We start from the raw sequence: 19805 nt of genomic DNA on the forward strand, positions 1-19805 counted from the left end.
TTGAGACTGTAGACGCCGCTAGAAATAAATCTGCTCAAAAATATAAAGACTTGTGAAACCCAGTAAGCATAAATTGGGAAAACTGAACATAGACACTATCTGCTGATATATTCCTAAATATGCTTTACTGTTCTAATTCCAATTGCTCAAATCCTTTTAATCCTGATAACAATAAGTTTTGCATTAAGTGTGGAAAAACACTCACACCATTATTTAGAAACCGTTTTCGGGTAATACGGCTTTTGGGTGAGGGTGGATTTAGCAGAACTTATGAAGCCAGGGATGCAGATAAGATAGATGAACCTTGCGTAATTAAGCAATTTGTCCCTCAATTTGAAGGAACGGCTGCACTTGAGAAAGCCACAGAGTTATTTAAGCAAGAAGCGAAGCGTCTGTATGACTTAGGAAAACACCCACAAATTCCCTGTCTGATTGCTTATTTTGAACAGGATAAACGGCTTTATTTGGTACAAGAATTGATTCAAGGGCAGAATTTATTATAAGAATTGCAGCAGCAGGGAGCTTTTAGCGAAGAAAAGATCAAACAGATTTTAACTGATTTATTGCCTATCCTGAAGTTTATCCATGAACGCGGTGTAATTCATCGAGATATCAAGCCAGAAAATATCATGCGCCGTCTAGATGGCAAGTTAATATTAATTGATTTTGGTGTTTCTAAACAAATTACAAAAACTTTTGTAGGTGTTGGTACAACAGTGGGAACACCTGGATATACGCCACTAGAGCAAATGCGCGGTCAAGTTTTCCCTGCAAGTGACCTTTATAGTTTGGGTGTAACTTGTATTCGCTTATTAACCCAATGTTTACCAAAAGCAAATGGTTCTGATGAACTTTATGATGCGCTCAGGGGTTCCTGGATTTGGAGAAAATATTTACCACAAAGTATTAATCCTGACTTTGGGCAAGTTTTAGATAAGTTAATTCAGGATTTTGTGAAGGAACGCTATCAATCTGCTGATGAGGTTATACAAGCTCTTAATTCTGAGAATCTAAATTCAGCAGTAGGAATAGATTATACAATTTTGCAAAAGTTACTAGCATCTGGTAAATGGCGAGAAGCCGATCGAGAAACTTGGAAGTTTATGCTTAAAATATCTCATCGAGAAAAAGAAGGTTATCTCAGAGTACAAGATATCGAAAAGTTTCCCTGTCAAGGCCTCTTAACTATTGATCGCTTGTGGGTAAAATACAGTAATGGGCGCTTTGGTTTTAGTATCCAGAAGCAAATATGGGACAGCGTTGGGGGAAAACCTGACTTAGATTTGCAAACTTGGAAATATTTTGGAGAGTGTCTAGGTTGGCGGATTAAAAATAATTGGAAGCCTTATGATTTTCTATCATTTACATTAACTGCTCCGGCTGGACAACTACCCAGAGCAGTGTGGAGTATGAGATTAGATGAAAGAAGAAAAAGACTTTCTGCCCTTACATCAAGGCTTGTGAATTGTAAAATTTATTAGTTAAGGAAAAATTCACTATGACTGAAATTGTATTTATCGTTGAAGATGATCCAGATGGTGGTTATACAGCTAGAGCTTTAACCGAGTCAATTTTTACTCAGGCTGACGATATAGAAACACTACGCGAAATGATACGTGATGCGGTTCACTGTCATTTTCCTAATGAACAAAACCGTCCAAAAATCATTCGGTTACACATAGTTCGTGATGAGGTAATAGCTTCTTGAAGCTCCCACGAGACTTATCTAGTTCAGAATTAGTTAATGCTCTTGCTCGTTTAGGATACGAGGTCAGTCATCAAAAGGGTAGCCACATTCGGTTAACTACTCAACAGAATGGTGAGCATAATATCACAGTTCCCGCCCATGACCCGATTAAAATTGGTACTCTTAACGCCATACTGATAGATGTTGCCGCTCATGCTGGTTTCACTCGTGACGAATTACTTGCGTTGCTTTTTCCATAGCTATTAAAAATAGATAAATAGGTAAGTGTAATTAATGTTTAATAAATTCACTTGCGATCGAAACTTTACTCGCGTAGGCGTAACCCATCGTAGACATCGCAAATTCGCCGCTAGCAAAAGTGGCTTGAGATTGTAGACACTCTAAAAATAAATCTAGTCAAAAATAGAGAGTGGTGAAACTGCAACACTCCAAATTCCCCGCCTGATTGCTTAGGTAATAAAAACTCTTACATACCTATATCAATACTATGAAGGCTAGCTTAAAGACAATAAATTTAGAAATTTTAAAGTGTTTGCCGTCCTAATTAGATAAACCCAAGATATATGTTTTCCTATTCCTCTAGATAGATTAACTGGAAAAATTTACTTCTGCCAAATAACTTTCAAGATTGTAATTTAACGATTAACATTTAAAGGAATAAAGTTTGTCAAAAATTTGTAACTCCAAATAATATTTTTGTAAAAGGTTATCAGCAACTAAAGACGGTAATGAGTATTACATCCGATCCCAATAGCAACCCAACAGTTCCTACCCGATCCTTTCTCCCTATAGAAGATTATGGGGTGATTGGCAACTGCCATACCGCAGCTCTTGTCAGTAGTTGTGGTTCGATTGACTGGCTTTGCCTACCTCGGTTCGATTCTCCATCTTTGTTTGCTCAGATTTTGGATCTCGAACGTGGTGGGAGCTGGAGTATTCAGCCAGCCACTGCTTGGGAAAGCGATCATCAGTACTTGAACGAAACTAATGTACTAGAAACTATTTTTACGTGTGAGTCAGGACGAATTTCGCTGCTGGATTTTATGGATATCACTAATAATGAGCAGCAGCAACGCCTTCCTGCGCCTGGTAGACTGATCCGAATTGTCGAGGTTAGCGAAGGAACAGTTGAAATTATTAGCACTTGCTCTCCTCGCCCTGATTATGGGTATACAATTCCCGATTTACTCAAATTTGGTAACGAAGTCAGGTTTGGTTCATTCACAGTTACTGGCCCCGTTGAATGGCATCTAGACACAACAAGCAATACATTTATGTGCCAGATTATCCTCCACGCTGGAGAGCAAGCCGTATTCACGCTTTTGACTGAGGAGGATGCACAACTGCCGAACCTAGCCCCTACCGATGCCCTGGCATCAACGATCGCCTTCTGGCGGCGTTGGGCGAATAAGTGTACTTATCAAGGAGCGTACCGAGATGTAGTTGTCCGCAGCGCGCTCACCTTACAGTTGATGACTTACGCTCCTTCAGGAGCAATTGTGGCTGCACCTACAACCTCGTTACCTGAAGAAATTGGTGGAGAGCGGAACTGGGATTATCGCTTCACCTGGATTCGCGACTCATCATTTACTCTTTATGCATTGCTATTAGCAGGTTACATTGATGATGAGTATCAATACTTTAATTGGCTGGCGCAGACTCTGAAGATAGAAGGAACTGGCATCAAAATCCTTTACCCGATCGCATCAAGTGGACAGGTGGTTGAGCAAACCTTAGATCGCTTGCGGGGATACCGGGAATCGCAGCCAGTTCGGATTGGCAATGGTGCATCTGGGCAAGTTCAGCTTGATGTCTATGGTGAGGTGCTTAGTGCCTTACATTTTGCTTGGAAAATTGGGAAGTACGATCCAACTGCAATTTGGGAACACATTTGCCCACTAGTAGATTGGGCTGCTGAACACTGGCGCGAACCGGATAGCGGCATCTGGGAAGTGCGTGGGGGGTTGCGGCATTTTGTTTACGGTAAAGTTATGCTGTGGGTGGCGTTAGACTGTGGGATCGAAATGGCTGAAGCGCTTGAGCTAGCTGGTGATACTAGCCGTTGGCGACAGGAGCGCGAACTAATCCGCAATCAGGTGTTTGAAAAAGGATGGAGCGAAAAACTTGGTGCGTTCAAGCAATCCTACGAGGACGAAACTCTTGATGCCTCGAATTTGCTCATGTCTAGTGTCGGCTTCATTGATGGAACTGACCCGCGTATGGTGTCAACTATTGATGCTACTATTAAGCATTTAGTTGACAATGGACTGTGTTATCGTTACCGGGATGCACCAGAAGGAGTGAGCGGTAAAGAGGCATCCTTTGTTCTTTGTACCTTCTGGCTGATCGACGCACTGATCTTGGCTCAAAGGACAACAGAGGCTCGTGTTTGGTTTGAGCAAATGTTGGGACGAAGCAGTTCGCTGGGACTGTTTGCAGAAGAAATCGACTTGGAGACAGGGGCGCATCTTGGTAACTTTCCTCAAGCCTTTTCGCACATTGGCGTCATTAACGTTGCCGTTTCCTTAGCACACGCATGTAATACCGGAACAGTTGAGCCTCAGCATATTGATGCAGCAAATGCTGCCAGAAGAGGTGGCGGTGGTATTCAAACCTGAGTTTGATGTAAGAAGCCTATACTGAACCTGTACTCAGATCAGTGTAAGAGATGTCACTGTTCAAAGACAAACCAGAGGATTAGCTATGAAATGGCGCGTGATTCAAGAATCAGACCTAGAAACAGGCGATGGGGCTGTATGGTGTCCAGAATTACCTGGTTGTACTTCAGCAGGAGAAACTGAAGAAGAAGCTTTGGAAAATATTAAAGAAGCAATTCAATTGTATTTACAGCCAGAATCAATTGAGTTAGCCCCTGGCGCGATCGCACGAGAGATTATCGTATCGTGAGCGATCGCGCATATAATTCATAACGTCTCCCATTCATCTCTGCTGATATTAGCTTGACGTAATATTCTATTTAATAAGCTTGGGCTGATGTCTCCCTGATGTGGATTGGGAATTGTCAGCTTTAATTCATCTTTTACCATGTATTGATGCTTACCACCTGGGTAAGGCCCATCAAAACCTGCATCTTTTAGATAACGAATCAGATCCCGCCGATTAATCGATCCAAAGAGTGGCATTAGGCGACCTCTTTGGTAAGATTCAGGTCAACATCATTAAGTATTGGTAGAGTATGACCCAAACGCAATCCTAGTACAATCCATCCTTCAAGAGTATCTTGCAAATCCTCCCGGCAAGCTTCTAGTGTTGTAGCGTTTGCCCACACACCTTGACATTCTAGAATTTCGCCGTAGAAAGTTCCATCCTCAAGCAACTCATAAGTTGCTTTGTGCATTGCTGTACGAATGTAATTTGTCAACATTCAGCTTTTTAATCAATTTGGTTATAACTAAAATTTTATTTTTAATCGCAAATACGCAAAACTCTAATTATGTATATTTTTTAATTTCCGAAAATGCGATCGCGCCCCTTTACCAAACGCGATCGCTAAATTTTCTATCCCCTAAACAATAAAATGCAGACGATCGATCGCTGCATTAATTAAATTATGGGTAACGGGAAGACTATCAACTACCATCCCCAGACACAACAGCATCATGTAGGAGATCGAATAGAGAAACAACTCTCTAGCGACAGTGCGATCCTCTGGATTTTGCAACAACCGCCAAGATTTGTGGATAAATAATCCTCCCAGACTGAGGGCGATCGCAGCATAAAGAATTCCACTCGCGCCCAAGGGATATACCAATAACACGGTTGCAAATACTGTTACCAGCGTGTAGTACCAAATCTGCTTTACAGTTGCCGTAGTACCTTCAATCACAGGTAACATTGGTATCCCAACTTTTGCGTAGTCATCTTTAATCATCAGAGCTAGCGCCCAGAAATGGGGTGGTGTCCATAAAAAGACGATGGCAAAAATCAGCCATGCTGACCAGCTTAATGTCCCCGTGACAGCAGCCCAACCCACTAAAGCCGGAATTGCCCCAGCCGCACCACCAACCACGATATTCTGAGGGGTGTGGCGTTTTAGCCAGTGGGTATAGACCAAAATATAAAAGACGATGCCAGAAAAGGCTAGCGAGGCGGCTAATAAATTGGCAAATACTGCTAGGAGTGTAAAGGAAAGTGTTGCCAGTGCGATCGCAAAAATTAGAGCATCGCGTGGCTGCACCTTACCGGAAGGCATCGGACGATGACGCGTCCGCTCCATGTCATAATCAATATCCCGGTCATAGACACAGTTGATCGTCTGGGCGCTTGCAGCAGCCATTGTGCCACCAGTGAGAGTTACTAGCAACAACAATGGGTCTACTTCTCCCTTCGCAGCAATCCACATACTTCCAGCCGTGGTAATTAAAAGCAACGGAATAATCCGAGGCTTGGTTAGCTGGTAGTAACTTTGAATTACCTGTAAAAATGTTCCGTGGTGGCGAGAGACATTAGTCTCAATCATTTTGGCTCTGGTTCCTTATTTTTCAACAACTTATATGCAGCCCCCGCTCAAGGTGGCTCTTTCAGGCAAACGAAAACACAGATTTTCTGCACCTGCGTGGGTCGCAATACTCGCCGTTGCGCTTTCCATCAGTGCTGTTAGCGGAAGCGGGGCGTTTAGCCCGTGCTGAGTTAGGAGTTAGGAGTTAACAGTAGAGACGCGATTAATCGCGTCTGTACAAGAGTTAGGAGTTAGGAGTTAGGAGTTATTTCTCCCCCTGCTCCCCCTGCTCCCCCTACTCCCCCTGCTCCCTCATCTCCTCCATTCCCTACTCAGCACTCAGCACTCGTGACTCAGCACTAACTGAGTCACGCAGTGCGAGAACTGTGAAAGCCACCAAAGTACCCAGCAAAGTAGCTCCTATAGCTTGGTGAGAGACTGTGAGAGGCTCGACTTGGAGGTGTAATTTGAAGGTGGCGAATCCCAACAAGATTTGTAAGGTTAACAACGCACCAGCCATATTTGCCAGTCGCCGTAAGGCTGGATGTAGTGCTGGTGTCCGCCAACAGATAAATACCATTGCCAAGGTTGCCAAGGAAGGCGGCACCAAACCAGCAATATGGCTGTACATTACCGTACAAAGTTGAGAACCGCCGAGACATTGGTGTAGCGCCCAGCGAGAGCCTACCAAAGCACCCAAGAGACTTTGCAGGTAAACCAGAACAGCGGCAGTTAAACCGACCCAAGGCAACTTACCAACAGTTCCAGTCCCCTGATAGGGTGTGAGTGCTGTGCCGATAATCAGGAGGGTGGTAAAAAACAACAGCGCCGTTCCTAAATGAGCGGTAACGATATCAAACCGCAACAGTTCGGTAACGGTGAGTCCCCCCAAGATGCCTTGGAAGACAATTAAAAACAGGGCGAATGTAGATGCCCAAGGCAGCCATCTGGGTAAGAAACGACGATGCCACCAGGACAAACCAAAGAGTGCGATCGCGCTTACACCAATTAAAGCCGCATCCAATCTGTGAAACCACTCCAAAAACACTTGGAGATTCATTTGTTTGGCTGGCACGAGTTCGCCATAGCATAAGGGCCAGTCTGGGCAAGCCAGCCCAGCATTCATCACCCGGGTGGCGCTGCCTATTGCCATCAAAATTAAGGTGGCTATGCATATTTTCCACACCAAGCGACGAATCATTTCCTTGGGCTTTTGCTGCTGAAGCGCCGCTTCATTTTGTTGTTGTAGGACAAATTCGCTCATCAATGATACCTTCTGCCCGTTCTTGGTGGCTCTCTTAAAATTTTCAATTTTCTTTTAGCGTCCTATCTTCACCCTAGCGTATAGGCTAAGGTTTTATAGATTAGCACTCACTTATACTTTGAATCACTCCAACAAGGTTTTGCCTGAAGCTTTAGGTATTTTTCAAGATGTGAGAAATTGATGAATGGCAATTAATTTAAACATCCTAAATTTTTCCTTAAATTTTTTTACTGATTTGCATCTATTTTTGGCGTTGTATGATAGTAAACTCATACTCAAAATTAGTGAAATAGCCAAAAAAATTAATAAAAATTTCAGACCTTTCTCGCCCATGTCTGACAGCCTAGACTACCTTAGTAAGTGAGCAGCTTTAAGATAACGTAGTAAATTCAATTAAGTAAGCCGTGAAGATTCCAAGTTCAATCTGGACATTACTCATTGGCATCGTGCTAACGCTCGCCAGCCTTTGGTACGGTCAAAATCACGGTCTGTTGCCAGCAGCAGCCACAGATGAAGCCGTCTTAGTGGATGGTCTGTTCAACGCGATGATGGTCGTTTCTACAGGTATATTCCTAATCGTCGAAGGTGTTTTAATTTACTCTGCATTTAAATATCGTCGGCGTGCAGGTGATAATGAAGACGGCCCACCAGTTGAAGGCAATATACCTTTAGAAATTCTCTGGACGGCGATCCCAGCAATTATCGTTATCGGTATTTCTGTTTACAGCTTTGATGTCTACAACGAAATCGGTGGCTTTGATCCCCATGCTATTCATGAAGCGCCGATGATGAATCAGGAGTCGATGAAAATGCCAGGGCATGGGAGTGCAATGGCTGCAACTTTAAACGATACTCCTCCCAGCACCGAACCCAACCTCAATCAAGAAAAATCTGATGAGGCAATGCAAGATCCAGCTACGGCAGCAGTTCGTAATGCTGACCAAATTCCGCAAAAGCGGAATGCCCCAGGTGTCGGTAGTGTTGCCCCGACGATTGGGGGAACTCCTGATAAAGCAGGCAAACCAGCACAATTACAAGTCAACGTCACTGGTCTACAATATGCCTGGATTTTCACCTATCCTGAAACTGGTATAACTACAGGTGAAATGCACGTCCCCATCGGGCGAGAAGTGGAAATCAATATGACCGCCAACGATGTCATCCACGCCTTTTGGGTTCCAGAATTCCGCTTGAAACAAGATGCGATCCCCGGTAGGCAAAGCGAGATTCGCTTCACCCCCAAAACAGCAGGAGACTATACCCTAATCTGTGCTGAACTTTGTGGCCCCTACCACGGTGCGATGAGAGCGCCAATAGTCGTTGAGCCACAAGAAGCCTTTGACAAATGGGTGCAAGAACAACTAGTTGCCAGCAAAGAAACACTAAATCAAGCCGTTGCGGTTAATCCTGCCGATCTATCCCCAAATGAATTTCTCGCCCCTTACACCAAGGACATGGGAATTCAGCCAGAAATCCTCCATCAAGTTCACAAATAGTCATTAGTTATTAGTCATTAGTCATTGGTCATTAATCATTAGTCACTGGTCATTAGTACTCATACCAATGACAAAGGACAAATGACAAAGGACAAAAGACAAGTGACAAAGGACAAGTGACAAAGGACAAATGACAAATGACCCAAGCTCAAGTGCAAGAAACTGCCAACACCCCTGCTCTTGTTGAGGAGCCAGGGATCAGAAAATGGCAAGACTACTTTAGTTTCAACACCGACCATAAGGTGATTGGGATTCAATACCTAGTCACTACATTCATTTTTTACTGTATCGGTGGCGTAATGGCTGACTTGGTTCGTACAGAACTGCGAACCCCAGAAGTCGATTTCGTCACCCCTGAAGTCTACAACAGCTTATTTACGCTGCACGCCACGATCATGATTTTCTTGTGGATCGTGCCAGCTGGTGCGGGTTTTGCTAACTTCCTCATCCCTTTGATGATTGGGGCAAAGGATATGGCATTTCCGCGCTTGAATGCTGTTGCCTTTTGGATGATTCCCCCTGCGGGTTTATTGTTGATCGTCAGTTTAGTGGTAGGCGATGCACCGGATGCGGGTTGGACTTCCTACCCTCCCCTGAGCTTGGTGACAGGTCAAGTCGGTGAGGGAATTTGGATTATGAGCGTTCTCTTACTAGGTACGTCATCGATTCTAGGAGCAATCAATTTCTTGGTGACATTGCTCAGGATGCGTATCCCCGGTATGGGGGTTCATCAAATGCCGTTGTTCTGCTGGGCGATGTTTGCTACCTCGGCGCTGACTTTGGTATCTACACCAGTGTTAGCAGCTGGTTTAATTTTGCTGGCTTTTGACTTATTCGCAGGAACGACATTTTTTAACCCGACTGGGGGTGGCGACCCAGTTGTGTACCAGCACATGTTCTGGTTTTATTCCCACCCAGCCGTTTACATCATGATTTTGCCTTTCTTTGGGGCAATTTCAGAAATTATCCCGGTGCATTCCCGCAAGCCGATTTTTGGCTATAAAGCGATCGCTTATTCGTCTCTTGCCATTAGCTTTCTGGGGCTAATTGTTTGGGCGCACCACATGTTTACCAGCGGTATCCCCGGTTGGTTGCGGATGTTCTTTATGATCACCACGATGATCATTGCCGTACCTACGGGAATTAAAATATTCAGTTGGCTAGCAACCATGTGGGGCGGAAAAATCCAGCTTAATACTGCCATGTTGTTCGCTATTGGCTTTGTCGGCACCTTTGTCATCGGCGGGATCAGTGGCGTAATGTTGGCAGCAGTGCCTTTTGATATTCATGTCCACGACACCTATTTTGTGGTAGCACACTTACACTACGTGCTCTTTGGCGGTAGCGTGTTAGGGATTTATGCAGGCATTTACCACTGGTTCCCAAAAATGACGGGACGAATGGTGAACGAATTTTGGGGTAAAGTTCACTTTGCCTTAACAATAGTTGGTCTAAATATGACCTTCTTACCAATGCACAAACTGGGATTAATGGGCATGAACCGCCGCGTCGCTCAGTATGACCCCAAATTTACCTTTATCAACGAAATCTGCACTTACGGCGCTTACATACTAGCAGTTTCAACATTTCCCTTCATCATTAATGCGATTTGGAGTTGGTTATACGGCGAAAAAGCTGGTAATAATCCTTGGAGGGCACTTACCTTAGAGTGGATGACTACATCACCACCTGCGATCGAGAATTTCGATCGAACCCCAGTACTAGCTACAGGCCCCTACGACTACGGTTTGGAAAATACTAATGAAGGTGTACCTTTATCCGATCCCAATCCCGTCTTATCTGGCGGGCCCAACTCAGTACTAAGAGCAGAACCCGACTCGGCGGTTGCTGCTAATTCCGAAGACCGGAAATAGAGTTAGGAGTTATGAGTTATGAATAATGAGTTATGACTTTAATAAAGTTGTTAGTTCAAAATTTTTAACTCCTAACTTTTAACTCCTAACTTCTAACTCCCCATTCCCCATTCCCCACTGATAAAAATTCATGCAAAGTCAAACTATTGACCCAGCTAAAACCGAACTAAATCATCACCATGCAGCGGAAGCGTCCGTCGGTCATCATGAAGAACATCCAGACCATCGGATGTTTGGGCTAATTGTCTTCCTAATTGCTGAAGGGATGATTTTTATGGGGTTGTTCGGAGCCTATTTGGCTTTCCGTGCTACCTTACCTGCATGGCCGCCAGCAGGTACTCCAGAATTAGAACTTTTGTTACCTGGAGTCAACACCATCAATCTAATTTCTAGTAGTTTTGTCATGCACAATGCCGATACTGCTATCAAAAAGAACGATGCGCGGGGTGCGCAAATCTGGTTAGCAATTACCGCTGCAATGGGTGCTATCTTCTTGGTTGGTCAAGTATATGAATATACCCATTTAGAATTTGGTTTAACTACCAATTTATTTGCTAGTGCATTTTACGTTTTAACTGGTTTCCACGGATTGCACGTGACTATCGGCGTTTTGGCGATTGTTGCTGTGTTGTGGCGATCGCGCCTTCCGGGTCACTATAGTAACGAAAAGCACTTTGGCATTGAAGCAGCCGAAATCTATTGGCACTTCGTTGACGTAATTTGGATTATTTTGTTCGGATTACTGTATCTACTGTAAGTATTAATTAACTAGTTGTTTAATCCACGCGGACAACTTAATAAGCCCCCACTAGGGGGCTTTTTTAATTAACAGAATAAAAATCTTTGTGAAAATGAGTATAAAGACGTAGAAGTGCTACCCTCATACAACAATACGCTTGGGTTAGCCCCAAAAACCTTAGACTTCTTGGCATTTCTGACTTTTGCAAGATGTCCCTTAAACTATGTAGGTTGGGGAGCCACTGCGCCCGGTTTCCCGATTTTTACCCCTACGGGGAAGCAAGCTACGCTTTTAGCGTTCCCTTCGGGTAGCAAGTGGCGTTTGAGAAACGTAGACCCGAAGGGACTTCTCGAAGAGTAACCTAACATTTGCAGGACTTTGTTGGGTTGCGCTTTTCTTAATCCAACCTACTAGCGTGAAATGCTTAAAATGTTGGGTTTAAAAAATTTAGAAAAACCAAAATCTAATCATTAACAGAATTATTCAACCCAATAAATTCAGCTTGCCGCACTAGTAAATTTTTATTGTATTGCCTTATACAAAGGTTAGAAACATAAATAAGGTATATTTATTGGCTGCCTAAAAAAAAAGTTATATCAATTCTCTAAAATGAGGCAACACTTTCAAAACCCGAAAGCCATGCCATATAAAACTTTCTTAATTACGAATTGGTATTAAATAAAAATATATAAAAATCAGCTTCGACTATTTATTCCAACTATTACTTTTGCTAGATGCAACTGAGTGATTGGAAGTGATACAAAAATTAAGTGAAGTCAAAGGTGGGAAAAGTCGGAAAAGTAGGATGTTTTAAAGAAAGTATTGAAGAACCAGTTAATATACTGTAAATTAATGTTATAAGGACTAAGTAAACCAATAAATAAAGAAAGTTAGCAAATTTATACGGATTTAATTTAATAAAATACAGTTCTAATATTTCTTCTAGTCATAAAAGTAGAATAATTTGAAGTTATTCGAGAGATTGCAAGTATTGTAATTCGTAATTTTGCTTTTTCATTAGACCTTTTGCAAAAACCCTTGAATCACCTCTCCCCAACCCTCCCCTTCATAAGGGGAAGGGGCAATGTTTTAGGTTTTCCCCTAATATATAGGGGGGATTAAGGGGGGTCTATTGAAGTATTTGATACCAATTCAAAAAATGTTTACGACAGATAACCCAACCTGCGCTGATGCGCACCCTCCCCTTGCTAAGAATAGGTAGGGATGGATTTTTTTAACAATTGGTATGACACATATTAATTGTGGCATTTTATGGAAGCGAATACGCATTAAAGATTTGCCAGAATCATTAGTAGATCGAGATCGTAAAATGTGTGAGTGATTGAAAAGTTGCACCTAACTATCTCAAAAACTTACCCAATCTTTTTTAGTTTTTTCGTCAAACTCACATCGATCTGACAACGCGATCGCAGTTAGTAACGACTACAATCCGATCAAAAATTCTAGCGAACACTTTAATTGCTATTTGTGCCTTTAAATTTCACTGCTCAAGGTTTCGTCAGTAATCAGACTTAGCAGTTAAAAGAATTAACCATCTTAACTCATAAATATTATTCTCTGTCCACAGTAGTTAAATTGTGGACTAGTGTTAAATTTACTTAAGTGGTAATATTATTACAGAAGTATTTCATAAATTAATTTTGTATTAAGATATTTGTAAGGGTATTCAACAAAGCAGTCAAGCAACTAACCACCAAAGGTATCCAAAGCATAGGTCGCGCGATGGCTAACTGCCGCAAAGATCGGCAAATCTAAGGGCAAGCAGTTATTGATAACCTCACTCAAGCTCTGAATGGTCAGTAAATTAAGAAGTAGTATACGCCACATGAGCCAGAACCCTCTAGTCAGAAAAACACTCCGAAGTCGCTTTGAAACTGTCAAAGTGATGGGAAGCGGAGAATCTGGTAACACTTACTTAGTAGGGGGTGCTATAGGTAACAGACATCGCTCCTCTTTCAACAAAAAAACACTTCGGAATCGCTTTGAGATTGTCAAACAGTTAGGAAGTGGCGGTTCTGGTGATACCTACTTGGCCATTGACTTGGATTTACCAGGACAACCTCATTGTGTGGTCAAACATTTCCATCCAAAAGATTCTAACCCTGCTGTTCTACCCATTGCTAAAAAGCTATTCGATCGGGAAGCAGAAGTTTTATACCAGCTAGGCAACAACCACGAGCAAATTCCGAGACTGTTTGCTCATTTTAATGAAAACGGAGATTTCTATTTAGTTCAGGAATATATTGACGGTCATGCCTTGACTCAAGAAATTGTCCCAGGTCAGCGTCTGAACGAGAATACAGTCGTAAATTTATTACAAGATATCCTAGAAGTACTGGCTTTCGTCCACCAGCACGATATTATTCACCGAGATATTAAGCCTCAAAACTTAATGCGGCGGTACTCCGATCAAAAGATTGTGCTAATTGATTTTGGCAGTATTAAGAAAATTGGTGCTTTGGGAGCAGGCTTAACAATTGCGGTTGGCACTCCTGGCTATATGCCAAGCGAACAGGCTAAGGGAAAGCCAAAACTTTGCAGCGATGTTTATGCAGTCGGGATGATTGGCATCCAAGCTTTAACAGGTTTAATGCCTGAGCAATTACCAGAAGATCCCACTACTGGAGAAGTTATCTGGCGCGACAAGGCAGAGGTAAGTGATGCTCTGGCAAATATTTTAGATACAATGGTTCGCGATCGCTACAACCAGCGTTATCAGTCTGCCACAGAAGCTTTACAAGCGCTTAATTCTGATGTAGCGTTATCACAGTCTTCACAATCTACTGACATCAACCACAAGGCTGATGATATTTATTTGCTAACTTATAGAAACTTTATTTTGCTACTGGGCATTGGTCTTGGTGCAACTACGAGTTTGATAGTAATAGTTTTAATCTATACATTCATTAATACGGGGACATCGCTTCCAAACCAACCTACTCCACTAAAGAGTTTTATAGAAAGGTTGAGTTCCCGTCATTAACTAATATAAGTAGTCTACTAGCTAAAATCAGCACATAACAGAAGAATCTCTCAAAGCAATTGCACCATTGCAAAAACTACCAAAAAATAAATTTAATTTCATTAAATTAGAAAAATTAATTATCTAGCAGCAATCATCAGACTGTCTATTAACTAGCTATTACAAATTTAGTTTGAATTTAAATATTTCATGATGACTGTAGGATAAATACTTAGATATTCCTGTAAGATAAATACAATGAAACAATATTTAAAAATATGGACAATACAAATCAAAGAAAAGCTTTAATTAACAGTGAAATCTCCCTCTTTCTGAGAGGTTTGATTATTGGTAAAGTTCTCACACTTATGGTTATTGGCGGATTACTTTGGTGGTTATTGAAGCCAAATTTACCGTCCTCTAACAGCGTTAATTCCTCTAATCAAAATTTAAATCGCATCTCTAAGAATGAATCAACTTTTCAGACAGTTGCTGATGTTCCCACTGCATCATTTAACTACGGAGGTAGTACCGCTTGGGCATCTATTCGGCAATTGGTAGATTCTCAGATCCAGAGCGATCGCCCGGAACTACGATTACGTTACGTAAACCCTGTTAATGGTAGTCCTGGTTCTAGCTCCGGCATTCGGATGTTGCTTGATGGGAAAATAGACTTTGCTCAGTCCTCCCGTCCCCTGACGGATGAAGAAAAAGCTACGGCAAAAGAGCGAGGCTTTACCCTTGAGGAACGTCAGGTGGGTAAAGATGGGATAGCAGTGGTAGTGAACCCATCACTCAATGTGCCTGGTTTAACTGTTGACCAATTGCAGCAAATTTATTTAGGCAAAATTACTAACTGGAATCAAGTCGGCGGGCCAAATCTACCGATCACAGCTTTTTCGCAACGACCAGAAGACGCAGATACAGTAATATTTCCTAACAATAGTGACTTAAAAGGACAAGCATTTGGCTCTAATGTGCAATATGTCTACTCGGCTACAGAGGCAGTGCGCCAAGTCAGTAAAACCCCTGGTGGTGTGTATTATGCTTCTGCCCGTTCGGTAGTCTTTCAATGTAGCGTGAAGGCTTTACCATTGGGTCAGACTTCCGATCGGCTAATTACCCCCTATCAAACGCCGATGGTTTCGCCTGAAAAGTGTCCGCGTCAGCGCAACCAGCTAAATACTCAGGCGATCGAAAATGGCAGCTATCCGATGATTGCTAATTTGTTTGTGATTATTAAGCAGAATAAAGGACGGGAACAGCAGATTGGAAATGCTTATGCCAATCTTTTATTAACTGACCAAGGGCAAAAAGCAATTGAGCAAGCTGGTTTTGTTGGCGTTCGCTAGTAGATTTATTTGAAGGACAATTGAGCAAGCTTTCCAGAGATACCCGACTTGTTTCAGAGGTCGGGTATCTATAAGTATGACTTGTGTGCGATCGCGGCTAGAACTGGGAACTACCAGCTTGCAGAATCTGTTGAGCAATCAGGTTTAGTTCGGGAAAAATAGGTGATACGATGTGGTCATCGCCTCTAAATTGGGTAACTCGGTATTCACCGTCAACTAATTGGTAGATAGAGATAGTGGGTTGTTTAGGATTACCGATAAACTTTTTACCACCGATAGCTAAATAATCAACAATCCAATATTCTTTTATCCCTATTTGTTCATATTCACCTAGCTTTTTATAATAATCATCCCGCCAGTTAGTACTAACAACTTCAATTACTAAAGGGATAGAATCGGCAAACTCAACCGTAGAATATTTCTGCCAAAGTGGCTCTAATTTTAAAGCAGGGCGGTTGAGTAATAGCAAGTCTGGAGAATAGCAAGACTGACTAATAGCAGATTTAACTAATGCTGTTTTTGGGATGAAATAAGGTAGACCATTGCGAACGTACTCAACTGCAATTTTTTCAACCAAAAACCCGACGATATCTTCATGGTCTCCTACTGGTTGTGCCATTTCAACAATCACGCCATCATGTAATTCATACCTTCCACCTTCAGGGCGGCAGGCTGTAAAATCTTCAAAGGTTACTAATTTGGGTATAGCTTGAGTCATAAATTGTTTATCTTAGCTGATATATTGCGAACATTTCTAGTCATTGTTATTAGGTTTTTCATTACAGATTATTCAAATCGCTACTTTCTTTTAATTATTCTGGATTGCTGTAGTAAGTTTATCTAAATTTTGACGAATATTGACACTGCGAATATGATTCACACCCCACACTCGTTCGCAAATATCTAAAGCTTGCAAATACAGCGGTTCTGCTTCACCGTAACGTCCTGTTTCACGATAAATTTCTGCCAGATTATTCAGACTTTCGGCAACATTGGGATGATTTTCTCCCAATAGGTGCTTATCAAGCTCTAAGGCTTTTATACATAAGGGTTCCGCTTCATTGTAACGTCCCTGCTCTCTGTACATATAACCCAAAGCATAGATCGTATCTGCTAATAGCGGATGCGCTTTTTGTAATACACGCTCCTTGAGTTCTAATGATTGCAAAAACAAAGATTCCGCTTCACTGTAGCGTCCTTGAGCGCGGTATATTAAACCTAAATTGTGCAAATCTGTGGCAACATCAGGATTTTCTTCTCCCAAAAATCGCTTATCTAATTCTATTGCTTGTTGCGATAAAGGTTCAGCTTCACTGTAGCGTCCTTGATGATAATAAAGTAGCGCTAAATTATTTAGTATCAGAGCAAAAGAAAGATGATTTTCACCCAGCAGACGTTTTTCGAGTTCTAATGATTGCAAATACAGAGGTTCTGCTTCGTCATAACGTCCTTGTTCATCATATAGTAATGCCAAATTGTTCAGACTGGCAGCTACATCGGCATGGTTTTCTCCTAACAATCCTTTCCTCAGTTCTAAAGCTTGTTGATATAAGAGTTCTGCTTTACTATATTGTCCAGTAGATTTGTAAAGTCCTGCCAAATTATTCAGGCTAGTAGCAAAAGCAGGATGATTTTCTCCTAACAGGCGTTTTCTCAGTTCTAAAGCTTGTTTATATAAGGGTTCGGCTTCACTGTAGTTTCCTGTTGCACGATATATTCCTGCTAAATTGTTGAGGCTATTAGCTAAGTCTATCTGCAAACCTAATTCATTTTGTAACTCACTCGCTTTTCGCCAATATTTAATTGCTAATTCCTGTTCTTCTTGATAATTTTGAGATTCACCCCGATCTAATCTGCTGTGGTAAATATCGCCCAATCTTGAGTATAACGTAGCCAAGGTGGGGTCTTTAGTTCCCCGTTCTTGTTCTACTTTCTCAATTAACCTTTGTAAATCTTGAATCGGTAAGAAAAAGCGATTAGTTTCATTAGTATCTGTGCTAGCTAATTCTGTATCTCGAAAAACAAAGCGGATATTTTCTAATTCTTTACCAGGAATAGCATTTGTCTTTTGAGATTCAAACCGAAATACACCGTTGCGCCAACTCCAAAAATCAGGAGCTTTTTTAATTAAGTTGACTAAAATTTGATTAGTTACCCAAAGCACGATCGCAAATTGAAATTCGCGCAATCCTTCCCTTGTCCACTGTAAGTAACCAAAAAACTTCTCCTGTTCCGATTGCTCATTTCCTAACCTGAGAAAATACAATTGTTCAGCACCCGTCACAGTGATTACCGCCGGGTTTTGCTGACGGAGATATTCTTCTTGTTGTACCAGTTGGTTAAGAGCAGCTTTCAGGCTAGGTTCATGACGTGCTAAAGTTACTCGATATGCACCGAAGGCTGGTTGTAATTCAGCTTCATATTGAGTAATTATCTCATCGCGAAAGCTAGCATCATCGCAAACCGCAATCAGTAAATTTAATCCCCGCTTTTGAGCTTCAATAGAAACAATTAAATCATCATAGGCATCCTGATTTGCTCCTTCATCATCTAATAATTCTTCATTTAACATTAATGGCTCCCTGTCTTCTCAAGCTTTCGATAATAATGGGATGAACATCATACCAAGTTTCATCAGTGCGATATTCTAGAACATATAGCCCATGTAGCAAATCCAAAAACTCTGCTTGTTTGGGGTCGTTGGGCATAAATTGTTCATACACACTCTGCAAAATATCGATATCAGTTTTTCCTAACCGGATCGAAAAATCATTGCGAATTTTATTGATTGCTTGCAAAAGAATTTTATCATCTATAATAACTTTGGTTGAAGGATTTCGCCGGATAGTTCGCAAACATATACGGCAACATTCCTTAGAAATCCGAATTAATTCTCGTAGTACGCCACCACTATAAATTACGATTTTTTCAGCCGTCTCTGCTGCGATTAATTCATTAGGAATCCGCTTTTGTAAAACTTCACCGAGAATCTTTGTTGCTTCCGGGCGAGGTTGGGCATTTGGTAAGCGATTTTTACCTTTATCAAAAATCTTTAAGACAGGCATTGCCACAACTTGATCGTTGGTTTCAGTAGCAATTATTGTACTAATAAATGTTTCTCGAAGGACTGCGATCGGGATAGTGTAGATGATTTGAAAATTAGGTTGGCAAAGAGCTTTAATGTTATCTCGATAAATTTCGTTCACTCTGCCCAAGTCAAGTTTATCTAAATCATCAATAATTACTAAAACGTTTTGTTTAGTTGCAGCTTGAATTAGGGCAGCAATTTCATTAATTCTGGCAACTAAATCTGATAACTTGCGTTCAAATTCTTGCTTGATTTCATCCCGAACGCTAGCATCAGCTTTTAATTTAGAGCTAATCAACTTTAAAAGGTCAAAACCTATACTTACTTCTGCTTGCAAATTGGATTCTTCAGTACGAGTGCGGGTAGCGAACCACTTATAAAGAGCTTCTTTAGTAGATTGCGGAATATCAACTTTGCGGGCTTCTGCCTCTGTCATTAAATTAACTGCGATCGCAAACAGTATATTAATATGATTAACCGCCGACATTTCAATTTTATCGGCAATAGAAAACAGAACTACAAAATATTTATTTTGAATTTGTCGGCTAAATTCAGCTAACAAAGTAGACTTACCACATCCCCGATGTCCTGTAAAGACAATTTTGCCATCTCCATTAGGACTATCTTCTACTAATTGGTTCAGGTCTGCAATCAAATCATCACCATATTCGACTCGAAATCTTTCCATTTCGTTCCGTTCCATTAACGGAAACAGTTCGAGATTGCTGTATGCTTCTTGAAAGGAGTTTAATAAGTCTTGAGACATTGGATAGTGCTGTTAACGTGCTAACTATTCATATAATGGCTCATGATTTTTGAAGCACAAGTTTAGGTCATGTCTA

17 protein-coding genes and 1 pseudogene are annotated in these 19805 nt (G+C 41.5%); 10 read left to right on the forward strand and 8 right to left on the reverse strand.

The annotated features are described in order from the left end of the window. The first annotated feature begins 119 nt into the window (after window positions 1–119). From ACR5KR_RS09765 to ACR5KR_RS09785, 5 genes and pseudogenes are all read left to right on the forward strand, one after another. Window positions 120–1481: pseudogene (locus ACR5KR_RS09765) on the forward strand (GUN4 domain-containing protein). Window positions 1482–1498: 17 nt separating this feature from the next. After that, complete coding sequence (locus ACR5KR_RS09770) at window positions 1499–1708, forward strand: type II toxin-antitoxin system HicB family antitoxin (protein ID WP_322719525.1); 210 nt, start codon at window positions 1499–1501, stop codon at window positions 1706–1708. After that, window positions 1705–1947, forward strand: a complete 243-nt coding sequence (locus tag ACR5KR_RS09775) for a type II toxin-antitoxin system HicA family toxin (RefSeq protein WP_445626748.1) — start codon at window positions 1705–1707, stop codon at window positions 1945–1947. The genes ACR5KR_RS09770 and ACR5KR_RS09775 overlap by 4 nt, the downstream gene beginning before the upstream one ends. 489 nt (window positions 1948–2436) lie before the next feature. Next, complete coding sequence (locus ACR5KR_RS09780) at window positions 2437–4326, forward strand: glycoside hydrolase family 15 protein (RefSeq protein ID WP_445626747.1); 1890 nt, start codon at window positions 2437–2439, stop codon at window positions 4324–4326. Window positions 4327–4411: 85 nt separating this feature from the next. After that, the gene (locus ACR5KR_RS09785) at window positions 4412–4615 is read left to right on the forward strand and encodes a type II toxin-antitoxin system HicB family antitoxin (protein ID WP_445626746.1); all 204 of its coding nucleotides are present in this window, start codon (window positions 4412–4414) and stop codon (window positions 4613–4615) included. A 17-nt stretch (window positions 4616–4632) separates the two neighbouring features. Here the strand turns inward: ACR5KR_RS09785 and ACR5KR_RS09790 are convergent, their stop codons facing one another. The 4 genes from ACR5KR_RS09790 to ACR5KR_RS09805 all read right to left on the reverse strand — a co-directional run bounded on the left by ACR5KR_RS09790 (window position 4633) and on the right by ACR5KR_RS09805 (window position 7431). Continuing rightward, window positions 4633–4851 (reverse strand): type II toxin-antitoxin system HicA family toxin, encoded by a 219-nt coding sequence (locus tag ACR5KR_RS09790; RefSeq protein WP_448266346.1) that lies wholly within the window; start codon window positions 4849–4851, stop codon window positions 4633–4635. Beyond that, complete coding sequence (locus ACR5KR_RS09795; protein ID WP_322670242.1) at window positions 4851–5093, reverse strand: type II toxin-antitoxin system HicB family antitoxin; 243 nt, start codon at window positions 5091–5093, stop codon at window positions 4851–4853. Before ACR5KR_RS09795 ends, ACR5KR_RS09790 begins: the two co-directional genes overlap by 1 nt. A gap of 141 nt (window positions 5094–5234) precedes the next feature. Further along, window positions 5235–6188, reverse strand: a complete 954-nt coding sequence (locus ACR5KR_RS09800) for a heme o synthase (RefSeq protein WP_445626745.1) — start codon at window positions 6186–6188, stop codon at window positions 5235–5237. Between the two features lie 307 nt (window positions 6189–6495). After that, on the reverse strand, window positions 6496–7431 hold the full coding sequence (locus tag ACR5KR_RS09805; RefSeq protein WP_448266347.1) for a COX15/CtaA family protein: 936 nt from the start codon (window positions 7429–7431) through the stop codon (window positions 6496–6498). 404 nt (window positions 7432–7835) lie between these two features. On the opposite strand from ACR5KR_RS09805, the gene ACR5KR_RS09810 reads away from it, so the two are divergent. From ACR5KR_RS09810 to ACR5KR_RS09820, 3 genes are all read left to right on the forward strand, one after another. Further along, on the forward strand, window positions 7836–8927 hold the full coding sequence (locus ACR5KR_RS09810) for a cytochrome c oxidase subunit II (RefSeq protein ID WP_448266348.1): 1092 nt from the start codon (window positions 7836–7838) through the stop codon (window positions 8925–8927). Between the two features lie 137 nt (window positions 8928–9064). Continuing rightward, on the forward strand, window positions 9065–10801 hold the full coding sequence (ctaD, locus tag ACR5KR_RS09815) for a cytochrome c oxidase subunit I (protein ID WP_445626742.1): 1737 nt from the start codon (window positions 9065–9067) through the stop codon (window positions 10799–10801). Window positions 10802–10931: 130 nt separating this feature from the next. Continuing rightward, window positions 10932–11558 (forward strand): cytochrome c oxidase subunit 3, encoded by a 627-nt coding sequence (locus ACR5KR_RS09820; RefSeq protein WP_104909637.1) that lies wholly within the window; start codon window positions 10932–10934, stop codon window positions 11556–11558. A 1689-nt stretch (window positions 11559–13247) separates the two neighbouring features. On the opposite strand, the gene ACR5KR_RS09825 is transcribed toward ACR5KR_RS09820, so the two are convergent. After that, a complete protein-coding gene (locus tag ACR5KR_RS09825; protein WP_448266349.1) occupies window positions 13248–13388 on the reverse strand; it encodes a hypothetical protein in 141 nt (46 codons plus the stop codon). On the opposite strand from ACR5KR_RS09825, the gene ACR5KR_RS09830 reads away from it, so the two are divergent. Together ACR5KR_RS09830 and ACR5KR_RS09835 are read left to right on the forward strand one after the other, a co-directional pair. Beyond that, a complete protein-coding gene (locus ACR5KR_RS09830; protein ID WP_448266350.1) occupies window positions 13387–14544 on the forward strand; it encodes a protein kinase domain-containing protein in 1158 nt (385 codons plus the stop codon). The genes ACR5KR_RS09825 and ACR5KR_RS09830 overlap by 2 nt on opposite strands. 257 nt (window positions 14545–14801) lie before the next feature. Next, window positions 14802–15875 (forward strand): PstS family phosphate ABC transporter substrate-binding protein, encoded by a 1074-nt coding sequence (locus ACR5KR_RS09835; RefSeq protein ID WP_448266351.1) that lies wholly within the window; start codon window positions 14802–14804, stop codon window positions 15873–15875. Window positions 15876–15972: 97 nt separating this feature from the next. On the opposite strand, the gene ACR5KR_RS09840 is transcribed toward ACR5KR_RS09835, so the two are convergent. The 3 genes from ACR5KR_RS09840 to ACR5KR_RS09850 all read right to left on the reverse strand — a co-directional run bounded on the left by ACR5KR_RS09840 (window position 15973) and on the right by ACR5KR_RS09850 (window position 19729). After that, window positions 15973–16593 carry a Uma2 family endonuclease gene (locus tag ACR5KR_RS09840; RefSeq protein WP_448266352.1) on the reverse strand — a complete coding sequence of 207 codons (621 nt, stop codon included), beginning with the start codon at window positions 16591–16593 and terminating at the stop codon, window positions 15973–15975. A gap of 90 nt (window positions 16594–16683) precedes the next feature. Further along, complete coding sequence (locus ACR5KR_RS09845) at window positions 16684–18447, reverse strand: tetratricopeptide repeat protein (protein ID WP_448266353.1); 1764 nt, start codon at window positions 18445–18447, stop codon at window positions 16684–16686. Continuing rightward, window positions 18437–19729 carry an ATP-binding protein gene (locus ACR5KR_RS09850; protein WP_448266354.1) on the reverse strand — a complete coding sequence of 431 codons (1293 nt, stop codon included), beginning with the start codon at window positions 19727–19729 and terminating at the stop codon, window positions 18437–18439. The genes ACR5KR_RS09845 and ACR5KR_RS09850 overlap by 11 nt, the downstream gene beginning before the upstream one ends. Window positions 19730–19805: the final 76 nt, after the last annotated feature.

It is taken from the genome of Nostoc sp. DSM 114159 (assembly GCF_053470285.1).